Source organism: Bartonella vinsonii subsp. berkhoffii ATCC 51672, from assembly GCF_902825225.1.
In the GTDB taxonomy this organism is placed as follows: Bacteria; Pseudomonadota; Alphaproteobacteria; order Rhizobiales; family Rhizobiaceae; genus Bartonella; species Bartonella berkhoffii.
Genome location: NZ_CADEAK010000003.1, coordinates 196,294 through 211,283, shown reverse-complemented (window position 1 = coordinate 211,283; position 14,990 = coordinate 196,294). Strand labels below are relative to the sequence as shown.

General features: G+C 38.2%; 12 protein-coding genes and 4 pseudogenes. 10 read left to right on the top strand and 6 right to left on the bottom strand.

The genetic code is table 11. The features are described 5' to 3' along the window. Positions 1 to 389 (top strand): annotated as a pseudogene (locus J7R10_RS02820) (hypothetical protein); the annotation flags it as partial. 182 nt (positions 390 to 571) lie between these two features. Here J7R10_RS02820 and J7R10_RS09845 read toward each other — a convergent pair. Beyond that, positions 572 to 797 (bottom strand): annotated as a pseudogene (locus J7R10_RS09845) (tyrosine-type recombinase/integrase); the annotation flags it as partial. A gap of 14 nt (positions 798 to 811) precedes the next feature. Then, a pseudogene (locus J7R10_RS09840) lies at positions 812 to 1,128 on the bottom strand (hypothetical protein); the annotation flags it as partial. 624 nt (positions 1,129 to 1,752) lie between these two features. On the opposite strand from J7R10_RS09840, the pseudogene J7R10_RS10325 reads away from it, so the two are divergent. The 4 genes and pseudogenes from J7R10_RS10325 to J7R10_RS02800 all read left to right on the top strand — a co-directional run. Continuing rightward, positions 1,753 to 2,259: pseudogene (locus J7R10_RS10325) on the top strand (hypothetical protein); the annotation flags it as partial. A 43-nt stretch (positions 2,260 to 2,302) separates the two neighbouring features. Further along, positions 2,303 to 2,446: a hypothetical protein gene (locus J7R10_RS02810; protein ID WP_155806760.1), complete on the top strand. Its 144-nt coding sequence runs from the start codon at positions 2,303 to 2,305 to the stop codon at positions 2,444 to 2,446. A 452-nt stretch (positions 2,447 to 2,898) separates the two neighbouring features. Continuing rightward, positions 2,899 to 3,579 carry a nitroreductase gene (locus tag J7R10_RS02805; RefSeq protein WP_010704920.1) on the top strand — a complete coding sequence of 227 codons (681 nt, stop codon included), beginning with the start codon at positions 2,899 to 2,901 and terminating at the stop codon, positions 3,577 to 3,579. 311 nt (positions 3,580 to 3,890) lie between these two features. Then, positions 3,891 to 5,288 (top strand): L-serine ammonia-lyase, encoded by a 1,398-nt coding sequence (locus J7R10_RS02800; RefSeq protein ID WP_010704921.1) that lies wholly within the window; start codon positions 3,891 to 3,893, stop codon positions 5,286 to 5,288. Positions 5,289 to 6,375: 1,087 nt separating this feature from the next. Here J7R10_RS02800 and J7R10_RS02795 read toward each other — a convergent pair. Together J7R10_RS02795 and J7R10_RS02790 are read right to left on the bottom strand one after the other, a co-directional pair. Next, a complete protein-coding gene (locus J7R10_RS02795; RefSeq protein WP_010704922.1) occupies positions 6,376 to 6,654 on the bottom strand; it encodes a hypothetical protein in 279 nt (92 codons plus the stop codon). A 31-nt stretch (positions 6,655 to 6,685) separates the two neighbouring features. Continuing rightward, on the bottom strand, positions 6,686 to 8,035 hold the full coding sequence (locus tag J7R10_RS02790; protein ID WP_010704923.1) for a D-alanyl-D-alanine carboxypeptidase: 1,350 nt from the start codon (positions 8,033 to 8,035) through the stop codon (positions 6,686 to 6,688). Positions 8,036 to 8,267: 232 nt separating this feature from the next. Between J7R10_RS02790 and clpS the strand changes: the two genes are divergently transcribed. Together clpS and clpA are read left to right on the top strand one after the other, a co-directional pair. Further along, positions 8,268 to 8,642 carry an ATP-dependent Clp protease adapter ClpS gene (gene clpS, locus J7R10_RS02785; protein WP_010704924.1) on the top strand — a complete coding sequence of 125 codons (375 nt, stop codon included), beginning with the start codon at positions 8,268 to 8,270 and terminating at the stop codon, positions 8,640 to 8,642. A 6-nt stretch (positions 8,643 to 8,648) separates the two neighbouring features. After that, on the top strand, positions 8,649 to 10,994 hold the full coding sequence (gene clpA, locus J7R10_RS02780) for an ATP-dependent Clp protease ATP-binding subunit ClpA (protein WP_010704925.1): 2,346 nt from the start codon (positions 8,649 to 8,651) through the stop codon (positions 10,992 to 10,994). Between the two features lie 12 nt (positions 10,995 to 11,006). Here the strand turns inward: clpA and J7R10_RS02775 are convergent, their stop codons facing one another. Both J7R10_RS02775 and J7R10_RS02770 read right to left on the bottom strand, forming a co-directional pair. Further along, positions 11,007 to 11,429: an HIT family protein gene (locus J7R10_RS02775; RefSeq protein WP_010704926.1), complete on the bottom strand. Its 423-nt coding sequence runs from the start codon at positions 11,427 to 11,429 to the stop codon at positions 11,007 to 11,009. A gap of 134 nt (positions 11,430 to 11,563) precedes the next feature. After that, entirely contained in the window at positions 11,564 to 12,025 is a 462-nt protein-coding gene (locus J7R10_RS02770) for a RidA family protein (protein WP_010704927.1), read from the bottom strand. A gap of 145 nt (positions 12,026 to 12,170) precedes the next feature. Here J7R10_RS02770 and J7R10_RS02765 point away from each other — a divergent pair, with 145 nt between their 5' ends. The 3 genes from J7R10_RS02765 (at position 12,171) to tsf (ending at position 14,954) form a co-directional block, all read left to right on the top strand. Beyond that, positions 12,171 to 12,995, top strand: coding sequence for a cell envelope integrity EipB family protein (locus J7R10_RS02765; protein ID WP_010704928.1), 825 nt, complete (start codon positions 12,171 to 12,173; stop codon positions 12,993 to 12,995). Between the two features lie 156 nt (positions 12,996 to 13,151). After that, positions 13,152 to 13,925: a 30S ribosomal protein S2 gene (gene rpsB / locus J7R10_RS02760; RefSeq protein ID WP_010704929.1), complete on the top strand. Its 774-nt coding sequence runs from the start codon at positions 13,152 to 13,154 to the stop codon at positions 13,923 to 13,925. A gap of 105 nt (positions 13,926 to 14,030) precedes the next feature. Next, positions 14,031 to 14,954, top strand: a complete 924-nt coding sequence (gene tsf / locus J7R10_RS02755; RefSeq protein ID WP_010704930.1) for a translation elongation factor Ts — start codon at positions 14,031 to 14,033, stop codon at positions 14,952 to 14,954. Positions 14,955 to 14,990 lie beyond the last annotated feature (36 nt).

Sequence of the window (14,990 nt, the reverse complement as noted above, 5' to 3'; positions counted from 1 at the left end):
ATGATGTCTCGCTTGATGAAGTGGATAGCTTTTTTTCTCTTTTTGTTGATCCTCGATTTTGCCCGCCTCATGGATGCGATAGACAATGTTTTTGCACATTTAAAACAATGGTTCTCAAAGAATTAGAGATTTTAAAAATTTTTGCTAGAATCAGAAAACTTTACGCTTTAGATCAAGAGGCAGCCGCCCGTTTAAGGACAGAATCGGATGCTTGTCGCGATAGTTTTACCATCAAATCTTCTGATCCCTTGTGTCGTGAAACTATTGGCATGTTTATAAGACTTTTAAAGATTTTTTCACAACAGGATTTGGAATCATTCAAAGGAATATTAGAAGGGATTAGAGAAGAGAGAAGCCCAAAAAACGTTCGTGTTGTGGAGAAGTGTTAGGAAATCCTATTCCCGCACCTCATTATATGGTCCCTAACCTTAAAAAATATAAATAAAATCAATATGTTATTGCAATTAAATTTAAGATTCGAATTCAAGTACCCCAGCCAATACTTAATTAAATCAATAGGTTATATAAAAGTTCAAGAATTTTGGTTCCATTGATTCTTTTAACTTATTTTTCACCTATCCTTGACTTTTTCGATTGCTTCTATTGCAAGTCGTTTTCTATCCGCCCTTTTAATATAAAGTGACACCATTTTATCTTTTGTTCAGCTAAAAAGCACTTTCATTTGTAAAATTATAGCACCAGCATTTGCTGTGCGTGTTACTACTCATTTTCTCAATCTCACTCCATGGGCTGTTTTAAATTCCCGCTGCATTATTCCATGTCTCACGAAATAGGTTAAACCTTCTTTGACAAGAATAGAAATACCACGTGATCTCAAGCTTTTTGCAAATTTCTTTCGTAAAATCTCATCAACAGAACGAATAATAAAATCCACAACCTCAACAGGGGTTAAACAATCTCAAGTTTATCAGTTGTCTTTTTAAATGCCTTAGAAAAAAACTTTCATAAAGCTTGATAATGAGATTTTATCTTGCATGAGGTTCGGTAATACCAGAAGAAAAATAATTTTATACTGCCATAGAATTCTTTAAGGTCTTTTGATTCCTCTACAATATTTTTCTTGTCCAACTCAGTTAAAATCTTTTCCATTGCTTGAGAGATGGCATTGCATTTGTACGAGCATTTGTCGACACCAACAGTGGGAAAAACACCACACTGGCTGGGGAAATGGTTTTGGTAAACATGTAAAAATGGATGTAGAGGATGATTTTACGATCACCAGCTGCAATGCTACGGGGCAAGCATCTAGTTAAGCAGAAATTAGTTTCACTCGGTTATAATGGTGGGAAAAGGCTGATGCAGCATCAAAAATCTCTCCTTCCAAAAGAATAAATTTTCCAGTTATTATAGCAGCCTTGTGGAGTAATTAGGGGGCAAAGCTGAGATGAAAGTTTTGACATTACTGTAAAAGACAAAACAATACTGATTGGGAGACTTATTGCAGCACAGCTCAAGCAGAAAAAACAGCCTGACTATTTGAAGCATCACAGCTGCTGATATTACCAACAGTGCTGATGCTAAAGCCAGAAGCCAAGGGGTTAGTGGTTCTGGTGATTGTACTTTGCTACAAAGTATTGATTTATAATCATAATTTATCGTTTTGCATGTTGAATTAGCCCCCCGAATATTGTAAGATTTTCTCATCTCATCTTGAATCAATTACAATCAATTGCTTGCACATCACAAACGGGGCTGATGTGTGGGTAAAAAACCGTTTAGAAAGGAGTAAAAATGCCTTTGATGAATCGTCTTAATGCAAGGGCTGTCGCAATATTGGGGACTGGCAAATATAATCATGGTGCCGGCTTGTTACTTCATAAGCAACAGAACACATACGACATCATTAAAAATGTCGTTAAGAATGCTTTAGATTATGCCAAAGCGCAGGATTTAGTGGAAGAGGAACCCAAATCCGCTATCAGCAACAGCACTATCATCATTACTGATGAAGCGAGGACAAAAAACATTGATGGGGCAGGAGGGAAAAACAATCGCTTTCCTTAATCATGGCATCGTGCTACAGCGCATTAGGGTGTACAACCGCTAGACAAAAGCAAGCTGGAACAAATAGTCCGCGAAAATCGCGAAATAGCAACTCAATTTCTGGAAGAAGACTTTAAATACAGCGATGAAGCCTATAAAACCATGTTTATCAAAGAGTACCCCATTGTTGTGGTTGATTGCGATAAAGACGGCAATATAATTTATCCCAAAGATAAAAATGGAAACCCTATAAAAGGTTGCGCAAATGAAGTGAATTTCTGTTTATAAAGGGGTAGCGGTGAGTGCTGCTGAGGATGCTTGCGATAAAATAGGCCATGAAAGTTTAATCTCTTATTTGGAAGAGCAAGCTATGGATTGTCCAGCTGTTTCTTCAGCGTTGTTCGGCAAAGTGTTGCCATTACAGGTTATCTGTATATGGTGAGGCGATTAAAATGATGGGATGTGTAAAAGCAGTCCCTTTAATTGATGATGACAAGGCAGATTAAGATTGTACCAAAACTTATTCCGACATTTGCAAGTACAGCAGCAGTGTATGCGGCTTGGAGGACGCGACATAGTAGATGCAGCGTGATATTGATGATCTCCTACATGATTTAGAAAGCATTGAGGAAATTTTTTTAAGAGTTTAACGGAATGAGGAGTGAATCGTTGATTATAAAATTTATTTCATATTCATTTTTGATGATTTTCTTTCCATGAATCATTAAATGGCTGTATATTCTTTAATGGTCTGCATTGGCAGGATATGCAGTGTATACGCTTTTCAGGAAGGGTAGAACGAATAAAAAAGGGTTACAAAGGTGTTCTTGCAACGCATTGGTTTTGAATGAGCGAACAACAAATTCACGTTTCAAAAGAGAAAGTAAAAAAATAATGACAGATGATTCTTCTATTAATGTTTTCCAATCTATTCTGTCACGTAAATCGATTAGAGCTTTTACCAGTAAGCCAGTTTCAGAGGAAACAATCAAAGAAATTTTAAAATTTGCGGCACGTACACCATCTGGAACAAATATTCAGCCATGGCAAGTCATTGTTCTTACAGGGGATGTATTGCAGAAAGTAGGACAAGAACTTTCACAACTCGTATTCTCAGGTGTAAAAGGCGAACGTGAAGTTCCTTATTATCCACGCCAATGGCGTGAACCTTATCTTTCAAGGCGTCGAAAAATTGGTTTGGATCTTTATAAGAGTCTTGGAATTCAAAAAAATGAGCAGGAAAAAATACTTCACCAGAAAGCGCAAAATTTTTGCTTTTTTGGTGCACCTGTAGGGCTTTTGTTTACAATGGATTACGACATGGAAAGGGGAAGCTGGCTTGATTTGGGGATGTTTATGCAGACCATTATGTTAGCAGCACGTGGGTTTGGGTTGGATACATGTCCCCAAGCTGCTTTTGCTGATTATCATAAGCAAATTCGGACACTTTTATCAGTGCCTTCTGATCGGCAAATTATTTGTGGTATGGCACTTGGCTATCGCGATATGAGTGCTCCAGAAAACAATTTTGAAACTGAACGTGAGCCAATTGAGAATTTTGTGCGCTTTATGTAGGTGAGTGTCATTTTTTTAGATCTTGGAATTTATAAAAACATTTCGGTGAGAATTTCTCATTCTTATTTAATTTTAAATTGCATATTAATTTTTATTTTACTACGCTTACAAAATTAAAAGGATCATCATTGTCCGTTTCGAGGATTGGCTATGAAAAGCGTTATAGAAAAGAAATGTTGGATGGTAGCAAGACGAGCGACATTCATATTTATTGCTGTTATTCTTTTAGCTTATCTTGCAATTTGATTTTAAATGGGACAAACGTGATAAAAAAGCGTATACTGAAACTTTGTGGAGTTTTGGGGTGATGCGTGTTTTTATCTGTTTTTGAACTTTTTAAAATTGGTATTGGTCCTTCTAGTTCACATACGATGGGGCCGATGACAGCGGCTAACATGTTTTTGCAAGAGATTCTTGCACGCAATTTTTCTCAGCCACTTGAAGTTGAGGTTTCTCGTATACGTGTTTATCTTTATGGTTCTTTGGCTTTCACGGGAATTGGGCATGCTACAGATAGAGCTATTATATTAGGACTTTTGGGAGAAAAAGCATCTACTGTTGACCCTGATTGTATGGGATTCCTATTAGAAAAAGTGATATGTGAAAAAAAAGTTCAACCAAAGGGCCATCCTGCTTATCAGTTTGATTTGCAAAGTGATCTTATTTTTGAACAAAAGAAAGTTCTACCTAGACATGCTAACGGACTTGCGTTTGAAGGGCTTGATAATGAGGGGAATATTCTTTTGCGGCAGATTTATTATTCTATTGGCGGTGGTTTTGTTGTGACTGAGGATGAATTAAGCCATATGAGTGGTCATACGCAGCAAGAAACGTTTGAAGTGCCATATCCTTTTGATTCTGCACGTAAAATGTTGTCAATGGCAGAAAAATCAGGATTTTCCATTGCTGAAATGAAGCGCATAAACGAAGAGGCAAAGATGGAGCGTTCAGCTCTTGATACGGGTCTTGATGAAATTTTTTCCGCTATGACAAATTGTATTGATAGAGGTCTTTCACAAGAAGGTGTGTTGCCAGGTGGATTGCATGTTCCAAGGCGTGCTAAAAAGCTGTATGAAAAGCTTTTGGAAAATCGAAAGAAAAATCGCAATTATTCACTTTGGGCTAATGATTGGCTTTCGGTATATGCCATAGCAGTCAATGAGGAAAATGCTGCAGGTGGCCGTGTTGTTACGGCACCAACGAATGGAGCAGCTGGAGTTGTGCCCGCAGTTTTGTGTTATTATCTCCAGTTTAATGATGGTTTAGATCGAGAGGGAATCCATAATTTTTTGTTAACGGCGGCAGCCATTGGTGGTGTGATTAAACATAATGCTTCTATTTCTGGTGCAGAAGTTGGTTGTCAAGGTGAAGTTGGGACAGCGTCTTCAATGGCAGCAGCAGGGTTAACAGCCGCGTTAGGTGGTACACCGGCTCAAATTGAAAATGCTGCAGAGATCGCGCTGGAGCATCATTTGGGAATGACATGTGATCCGGTTGCAGGTCTTGTGCAGGTTCCTTGCATTGAACGCAATGCAATGGGTGCTGTTAAGGCGGTGACAGCTTCTTCTCTTGCGTTGCATGGTAATGGGGATCATTTTGTTTCTCTTGATGCTTGTATAGAAACAATGCGTCAGACAGGACATGATATGAGTGAACGCTATAAAGAAACAAGTAAAGCTGGGCTCGCAGTCAATGCAATATCCTGTTAAAGCGTGCAATGGATTTTAATCTAGTAAATACTTTAAGGGCTTTCTATTGCTTATGAAAGTAACAGGGGCTACCATCATTGTATTTGTGAGCTCCCAGCATAGCTAGCAGCTTTTGTATTAAAACGGTTTATAAAGAGGTATATTGAGCCTCTGCTTAAACAGCTTCGCATAGCTATTTGGCGTGTGATGTGCAAGAGAACAAAATTTATTAATTGATCATATGAGAGTTTAAAGTAAGAGAATATTCTTGTATTCTGTGGTCTCATTCAAGTTGTAAAATGATGAATGAGGTTGATAAAGCTATCTTCGGTAGCAGCTAACAAATTAATTATTTTTATTATAAATTTATTATTTTCATGTCATGTCAAACTATTCGATATTGTAAGACATTCTTGTTTTACGCATTATTACCAATAAATCACCAGAACTCATTAAATCATAGTGCGGAAGGTGGATGAGCCATGCATGCAAAAAAAATCTTGAGTACAAGAATAGTGATGACTCATGAGTACGAGTAAATACAAGGGGTGATAGTTGGGCTCTGGCTATGTAAGAGTGAGGGTGAAGAGGCTCGTGGGTGTGGAGTTATATGATTCATAGTTTGCCGCGAGAAATGGGGAGTGAGGAACTATAAAGAGTTGTATTTTAAAGTTGCTTTTCTTTTGAAAAAAATACGAGTTTTGTCAAAGGATTTAGGAAATTTTATACAATGCTTATGTCGTATGAGGCTTATGTTGCATCGGTGAATTTATGTTTTATTAAAAAAATTCTCTTCATTGAGTTATTATGGTCGTACCCAATCAATAAGAAAACTTTCCATCCAATAGGACCATTTTTTCTTATGAAAAAGATCAAGAATAATCTTTGGTATTCAATCCGAAGGTAAGCCTAACATTTGGTATTTTTATGCGCCTTAAGAAATGGTTTTATTGAAAATCTAATCAGACAGTTGAAAAGAACCGTGCGAGCGCGATCTTTAAAATTTGAAGAAGAAGTTGCCTGTGCTAAAAGATTTTTTTAAGCTGTAGACAACGTACGAATATTCTTAATTTATATAAAATAACTCTTGCGGAAATCATCTATAGAATTAGACGTTTGTTGCACCTAGATGGATTTTAATAGGTACATTACCGGTTTGACTTGCTACGCGTAAATGAATGCGTACAGGAGGCATGGCAAGACGACGATTTCGTATTGTTTGGCAAATGAGAAGGTTAACAAGAGACTGTGTGTTTAACGCAGCGGGAGTATATCTTAAATTAGCAAGTTTTATTGCAGCATCGTGAAGAGAACGCAATGAGAGGAGAGATGATTGCTTCAATAATTTTTCTTTTTTAATGGATGAAGCAAGAGCATTATCAGTCATGATACTATCCTTAACGCGAATTCAAAAACTTTTAATAAGCTACAATATAGCAGTTAAAATTTGCTTTCTTTAATGTAGAACAAGCATTGAAAGCATCTTTTTTTGATTGAAAGCCTATAAATCGAGCTCGGTAATAATGACGTCCACTTTTCTCAAAAAGTTGCATATGTGAAGATGTGCGCTTTAAAGCAGAATAAGCTGTGTCTTTTGCTTTTAAAAGCAGTTTTTTTGCTTGTTCTTCACTAGGAAGAGAACCAATTTGGATAGCCCATCCGGCGTTTGTGAACAAAGAAGCCGTAACAATTTTATGAGTCTCAACGGGTATAGTTTTTTGAGGATTAGGGATTGGTATAATTGCTTGGTTGACAGCAGTTATTGCCATATTGGAATTTCTAGGTTGTCCTGCAAATGCTGTTAACATAGTGGAAATTTCATCATCGAAATTGGTTGGTTCAGCTTTAACATTTGGTATAGGAATATTGGCGCCTGTAGGTAAATTATAGTGTACAGAAGCCATTAAATGGCTACCACTTTTCGTCCTACTTGCTTTTGGCAAATATTGGCTCAATAAGTTGGCCATATGCTCGTCACGTGCGGTAGATGATTTACCTCCCATAACGACAGCAACGATAGAGCGCCCTTCAAGACGCATGGAAGTCGCTAGATTAGAACCTGACATTTGTGTGTAGCCGGTTTTAATTCCATCAACACCTTTCATGATTTTGACAAGCTTGTTGTGGTTATTAATTGTATGTCCACGGAAAGTAAAACTTTTGATTTTGAACAAATTATACTGTTTTGGAAAATTTTTGCGCAAGGCTAATGATAAAGTGGCCATATCCCGCGCTGTAGAATAATTACGCACATCAGGGAGCCCTGAAGCATTTGCGAAATGTGTATGCGTCATGCCAAGTTTGCGGGCTTTAGCAGTCATCATTCGAGCGAATTTTTTTTCATTACCGCCGAGATATTCTGCAATGGCAGTTGCAACATCATTTGCTGATCTTGTAATGAGAGCTTTGGCAGCGGCTTCTGCAGAAATTGTTTGACCTGCTTTAAATCCGATTTTTGTTGGTGGCCGTGTTGCTGCATAATGTGAGACGGGAATTGGTGTATTGGGTGTGAGACGACGCATATGCAAAGATTCAAAAAGCATGTAGAGTGTCATCATTTTTGTTAAAGAAGCAGGATACCGTTTCAGGGTTGCGTTGGCTTGAAATAAAGTTTTTCCTGTATTTGCATCTATAACGATAGCGGCATACTTATCAGGATAGGCTCCTTGAGGAGTAGCTGATGCCCAAGAGTAAGAAAGAGCTAAAATAATAAAAGCAATTGTTACCTTTTGGTAGAAACACGCAATTTTTTGGCAGTTAATATACACTGGCAGTATCCTATTTCTCCATTTAATTTGAAAAACTTTTGTAAAGTTCTTTTCTTTACGTTGATGCAATTTAGATGAATGATATTACTAATTTGTTTACAGAACTTATTTTGTGCGTTCCCCTTTTTTTAAACCTAACCACAAAAGAAAGTTTTTTCTTTATACAAACAGCTGTTGCAATAGTTATGAAAGAACTTAAAATTAATAAAAATATGCAGCACAGGAAATGGTAATGGTACAAAAGCTAATAACGAATTCTATAGTCCAGATTATGCATAATGAAAAGGGCAAGAATTGGGATAAAAATAGCAGCTGGGATGCCTTTATAATGTCCAAGATGAGACTAAAACCTCAAAAGCCTAAGCTGTGTCGTGTTCTTTTACTTAATGATGATTACACGCCTATGGATTTCGTTGTTTTTGTTTTGAAAAACTTTTTTAAGAAAAGTTTCGAAGAAGCAACACGTATCATGTTACATATTCATCAGAATGGGATAGGCGAATGCGGAACTTATAGTTATGAAGTAGCTGAAATGAAAGTGGTACAAGTTAGAGAGTGTGTACGTCGAAATGAACATCCATTACAATGTGTAATGGAATGGAAGTGAGGAGTTATGCCATCTTTTACACCTAGTCTTGAAGAGGTTTTGCATCGGGCATTAACAATTGCTACTCAAGCGCGGCATGAATATGCGACATTAGAGCATCTTCTGCTGGCTCTGCTAGATGATGCTGATGCAAATTTAGTTATTCAGGCTTGTCAGGTAGATGTAGAAGAACTGCGAGAGCGCTTAATAAACTATATCCAGTTAGAACTGGATGGACAGATTAAAGCTGATGAGGATACAAAACCAACAACATTTTTCCAGCGTGTTATCCAACGTGCGGTAATTCATGCTCAATCGGCTGGAAAAGATGAAGTTTCAGGAGCAAATGTTCTCCTTGCAATTTTTTCTGAACGTGAAAGTCATGCGGCATATTTTCTCCAAGAGATGGGAATGACACGCTATGATGCTGTGCGTTTCATTTCACATGGTATCACTCGGGATGAGGGATTATCCATGTTACTTGAGGGACTTGAAGAGCAATTGGATCAGCAGATTTTAGACAATGAAGAAAAGGTAACGAGTGCACTGACTGCCTATTGTGTTGATCTCAATTGTAAGGCACGAAATGGAAAAATTGATTTATTAATTGGTCGTGAAGTAGAGATTTCACGTATGATTCAGGTTTTATGTAGAAGGTCAAAAAACAATCCGCTTTTGGTTGGTGATCCTGGCGTTGGAAAAACCGCTATCATTGAAGGATTAGCAAAACGTATTGTTGATGGACAAGTCCCTGAAGTTTTATCAAATGCAACAATATTTTCCCTTGATATGGGAGGGCTTGTTGCTGGTACACGCTATCGTGGTGATTTTGAAGAACGATTAAAGCACGTTATTAAAGAATTTGAGCAGTCTCCAAATGCTGTTTTATTTATTGATGAAATCCATACTTTAATGGGAGCAGGGGCTACATTGGGAGGAAATATGGATGCGGCAAATCTTTTAAAACCTGCATTATCTTCCGGAACTATTCGCTGTATTGGTTCGACGACTTACAGAGAGTATCGTAAAATTTTTGAACAAGATCGTGCTTTAGAGCGCCGTTTTCAGAAGATTGATGTTAACGAGCCGTCGATTGCTGATACAATTAAGATTTTGCAGGGGCTGAAGCCTTATTTTGAAGACTTTCATCAAATTAAATATACTGATCAGGCGATGAAGGCATCTGTAGAATTGTCCTCACGTTATATGATTGATCGCCGATTACCTGATAAAGCAATTGATGTTATTGATGAAAGTGGTGCAGCACAAAAACTTTTTCCAAAAAAGCGAAGAAAAAAAAGTATAGGCGTTAAAGAAATTGAAGCAACTGTTGCCACTATGGCAAGGATTCCACCAAAAACAGTTTCTGGCGATGATCAAAAGACGCTGAGCAAGCTTGAAGGAGAACTCAAGCATGTTGTTTATGGACAAGATCAGGCGATTTCCGCATTGGTTTCATCAATTAAATTGGCGCGAGCAGGATTGCGCGAATCAGATAAACCAATAGGAAGTTATTTATTTTCAGGGCCAACAGGTGTGGGAAAAACTGAAGTTGCAAAACAGCTTGCATCTTCTTTAGGCATTGAATTGTTACGCTTTGATATGTCAGAATATATGGAACGGCATACAGTGGCGCGGTTAATTGGGGCTCCTCCAGGTTACATAGGGTTTGATCAAGGAGGTCTCCTTACAGATGCAGTTGATCAGAAACCGCATGCAGTTTTATTGCTGGATGAGATTGAAAAAGCGCATCCAGAATTATTTAATATCTTATTGCAGGTGATGGATTATGGTAAATTAACAGACCATAATGGCAAAAAAATTGATTTCTGCAATATTATTTTAATTATGACAACCAATGCCGGTGCTTCAGAGTTAGCAAAGTCGGCTATCGGATTTGGCAAAGTGTATCGTGATGGTGATGATATTGAAGCAATTAATCGGCTCTTTACACCGGAATTTCGTAACCGGCTAGATGCGATCATTCCGTTTGCACCTTTATCTCATTTGATCATCAATCAGATTGTGCAAAAATTTATTTTTCAACTTGAAGCGCAATTAGCTGATAGGGGAATTTGTTTTGAATTAAGTCCTTCTGCGACGGTTTGGCTTGCTAATAAAGGATACGATTCCCAGATGGGGGCACGCCCATTGAACCGTGTTATACAAGAGCATATTAAGAAGCCATTAGCTGAGGAAATTTTATTCGGAAAGTTGCGCAATGGTGGCATGGTACGCGTATTGACACAAAAATCAAACGGAGGAAAAGAGAAATTGCAGTTAGAGATTTCATCTTCCAATATATCGGTTGACTCAAAGAATAAAAAACCGACACATTTTACCAAAAAATATGTCAAGAAAAAAGTTCAATGATTTAAGAGCGCTTTAAAGGGCTGCACGAATTTTTTTTGCGTTCTCTTCAAGGATTTCTGTAGGCGTTATAACATTATTATGGGGAGCAAGCTCTATTCCTTCCATACGTGGTATAATGTGGAAATGGAGATGATAAACGGTTTGTTGACTTGCTGCTTCATTCAATTGCATAACTGTTATACCATCTGCTTGAAAGGCTTTTTTTACAGCATTGGCAATTTTTTGAACTGCTTTAATGACTGGAAATAATGTTTCAGTATCCGCATCCAATAAATTCCTAGAGCCTTTTCGGGGAATAACCAGCGTATGGCCTGGGGCTTGTGGCATGATATCCATGAAGGCAATGACATCATCATCTTCATAAACACGAACAGAAGGGATTTCATTGCGAATCAATTTAGCAAAAATATTGTTATTGTCATAAGCTTGTTTCATACAAATATTTCCTTTTATGCATTTTAATTCAGAACTTTTTTAAAACTGGAGCATGCTATGGTTAGTATAGGGGTAAAAAACAAATTTCGCATTTGCTTATCACTTTTATGGTGATGCGCTGTCCTTGATGAAGTCTAGATTTCTACAATAGCTTCAACTTCTATTGGAACATCCATAGGAAGCGAAGCGACACCAATAGCAGAACGAGCATGTTTTCCTCTTTCACCAAGAATATTGACGAACAAATCAGAAGCTCCATTAGCAACAAGGGGAATATCGGTAAAATGAGGATCTACAGCTACAAAAACGGTAATTTTTATGACGCGTTTTATTTTATTTAAGTCACCAAGAGCTGCTTTGATTTGTGCCAGAATGTTGAGTGCACAAGCTTCGGCTGCTTTTTTTGCTTGTTCAATGCTAACAGTTAAGCCAACTTTACCGGTTGTTAGTGGCTTTCCCTCAACAAGAGGGAGCTGTCCAGAAATAAAGAGTTGATTGCCACTTTGTGAAGCTGTTACGTAATTGGCAATGGGGTTCACCGCTTTGGGAAGAGTAACTCCAAATGTTTTTAAGTTGTTTTCAATTACCTTGGTCATAATTTAAACTCCATAGCTTATTCTACAATATGTCCATTGCATAAACTAATTTTTGATTTAAGGAAATATGTGGTTAACTGAGAAGTTAGTCTTTTTTGCCTTATTATATGGTGTTATGCAGCGGGGACAGAATTGGAAGTTGAGAATGAACAGATCATTATTTGTAATAATTTTATATGTTATTCTTTTATGTCCTGCGAAGGCTGAAGAGACGGTTTTTATTGTGCCTCATCGAGCAATTTACGATTTTCAGCTCGATAGTGTTTCTCATGAAATGACAATTTCTGGGATGTCTGGGCGAATGGTTTACGAACTCACTGGTTCATCATGTCAAGGCTATACGACACGCTTCCGTTTTATCAGTCGTATTCATAGTGAAGATATGCCAATACATTTAACGGACCAACAGACAACGAGTTATGAAACGGGTGATGGCCGTATGCTCCGTTTTAGTGTTACAGATCAAGTTGGGCAAGAGGTTGCACGTCGCTCCGAAGGAGTCGCTGAGCGTATTCAAGATGGTATTGTCGTTAAATTAAAAAAGCCAAAGGAAAAAGAATATAAACTTGCAACAGCTGAATTTCCAATTATGCAACTTAAAAATATCATTCGCCATGCAAAAGCAGGTCACCATTTTTACTATGTTACGGTCTTTGATGGAACAGATAAAGCAGATAAAGTTATCAAGGAAAGTGTAGTCATTGGAGAAAAGAAAACGCTTTTGTCTGATACTGAAACGGAAGAAATGAGAAAATTGGATGAGGAGAAATATTGGCCTGTTACAATTTCTTATTTTGATGATGTAGAAAAAAAAGATGGCTTGCCAATCTATCGTACCAGTTTTCTCTTACATGAAAATGGTGTTATGCGTAATCTTCATATAGATTATGGGACTTTTGCCGTGCGCGCAAAATTGAATAGTCTTGAATTCCTCGATCTTGGGAAAAATAATGATCAATGCAAATATTAAATGGTTGCAGAAAATGACTTGAAAAAGAATCAAATATTAGTATGGTGGCATTATTCCACACGCGGAGTTTGGGTGTTTGCGAGAAAAATTTAGCAAACGTCCGCCGGTAGCGGTTTTTTGCTTTTTCCGCGGAGGTTAAACCGGAAAGGATAAACTATGGCACTACCCGATTTTACTATGCATCAGCTTTTAGAAGCAGGTGTACATTTTGGTCACCAGACTCATCGCTGGAATCCAAAAATGACTCCTTATATTTACGGTCAGCGTAATAATATTCATATTATTGATCTTTCTCAGACTGTTCCTCTTTTGCACCAAGCTCTTAAACTTGTTTCCGATACAGTTGCATGTGGTGGACGCATTCTCTTTGTTGGTACGAAGCGGCAGGCATCTGACATTATTGCTGATGCTGCGAATCGTTCGGCACAATATTATGTTAATGCACGTTGGCTTGGCGGTATGCTCACAAATTGGAAAACGATTTCCCATTCAATACACCGTTTGCGTAAGCTTGATAAAATTCTTGCTGCTGAAGCACAGGGCTTTACCAAAAAAGAACGCTTGAATCTTGAACGTGATCGTGAAAAGCTTAATCGTGCACTTGGTGGTATTAAGGATATGGGCTCTGTTCCAGATCTTATATTTGTCATCGATACAAACAAAGAAAATATTGCAATTCAAGAAGCAAAACGTTTAGGTATTCCCGTTATTGCTATTATTGATACCAATTGTGATCCTGATAACATTACGCATCCAATACCAGGTAATGATGACGCTTCACGTGCAATTGCTCTTTATTGTGATCTTTTTGCGCGTGCCGCGCTTGATGGTATTGCACGTCAACAAGGTGCGATGGGAGTTGATTTGGGAGCTCAAGTTGATGCGCCTGTGGAACCCGTTTTGGAAAATGTTGCTTCAGTTTCTGAGTAAATTAAAAAACGCCCGTTAAGGTACTTATTTCTAAAGAGAGATTATGGGTGTGCACAGAGTTTTATTCCTTGCACGCTTTTATTGTTACAAAATAAAGAGGCAAATATGAGCATTACTGCTACACAAGTAAAAGAACTTCGGGAATTGTCAGGTGCTGGTATGATGGATTGTAAAGCAGCGCTGTCGGAGACCAATGGTGACATGGAGGCCGCTGTTGATTGGCTTCGTAAAAAAGGAATAGCCAAAGCAGATAAAAAGGCTGGTCGTACGGCTGCTGAAGGATTAATCGGAGTTGTATCAAACGATTCAAGCGCGGTTTTAGTTGAAATTAATTCTGAAACAGATTTTGTTGCACGCAATGATGTATTCCAAGACATTGTCCGCAATGTGGCTACAGCTGCTTTAGATACGAAAGGGTGTGTTGACGCTGTTTCCGCCTCTCTTTATCCTGGTTCTGAAAAGACCGTAGAGGCTACGATTAAAGATGCGATTGGTACCATTGGTGAGAATATGACATTTCGGCGTTCTGCAAAACTCTCTGTTGAGAATGGCGTCGTTGCTACTTATATACACAATAGTGTGGCTGATGGGCTTGGTAAACTTGGTGTTTTGGTTGCTATTGAAACGACGGGAAATAAGGAAGCAGCTACCGTTTTTGGTCGACAGGTTGCGATGCATATTGCTGCAACTAATCCATTAGCTCTCACCGCGGAAAATGTTGATGTGAGTGCTGTTGAGCGTGAAAAAGCCATTTTTTCTGATCAGGCGCGCCAGTCTGGGAAGCCTGAAAATATCATTGAAAAAATGGTGGAAGGGCGTATGCGTAAGTTTTTCGAAGAGGTTGTTCTGCTTTCTCAGGCTTTTGTTATGAATCCTGATATGAGTGTTGAAGCGGCTTTAAAGGATGCTGAAAAGTCGATTGGTGCACCTGCAAAAATTACAGGGTTTGTTCGCTTCGCATTAGGGGAAGGTGTGGAGAAAGAGGAATCTGATTTTGCTGCAGAGGTTGCAGCGGCCGTAAAGGGATAGTGATTTTTAAATTATTGTCAGAGATTTAAAACTATA

Bases quoted from the DNA above. Each gene is read 5' to 3' on its own strand.
- J7R10_RS02765 (WP_010704928.1), top strand. From the start codon at position 12,171: ATGAACAGATCATTATTTGTAATAATTTTATATGTTATTCTTTTATGT.
- clpA (WP_010704925.1), top strand. From the start codon at position 8,649: ATGCCATCTTTTACACCTAGTCTTGAAGAGGTTTTGCATCGGGCATTA.
- clpS (WP_010704924.1), top strand. From the start codon at position 8,268: ATGGTACAAAAGCTAATAACGAATTCTATAGTCCAGATTATGCATAAT.
- J7R10_RS02795 (WP_010704922.1), bottom strand. From the start codon at position 6,654: ATGACTGATAATGCTCTTGCTTCATCCATTAAAAAAGAAAAATTATTG.
- J7R10_RS02805 (WP_010704920.1), top strand. From the start codon at position 2,899: ATGACAGATGATTCTTCTATTAATGTTTTCCAATCTATTCTGTCACGT.
- rpsB (WP_010704929.1), top strand. From the start codon at position 13,152: ATGGCACTACCCGATTTTACTATGCATCAGCTTTTAGAAGCAGGTGTA.
- J7R10_RS02775 (WP_010704926.1), bottom strand. From the start codon at position 11,429: ATGAAACAAGCTTATGACAATAACAATATTTTTGCTAAATTGATTCGC.
- tsf (WP_010704930.1), top strand. From the start codon at position 14,031: ATGAGCATTACTGCTACACAAGTAAAAGAACTTCGGGAATTGTCAGGT.
- J7R10_RS02770 (WP_010704927.1), bottom strand. From the start codon at position 12,025: ATGACCAAGGTAATTGAAAACAACTTAAAAACATTTGGAGTTACTCTT.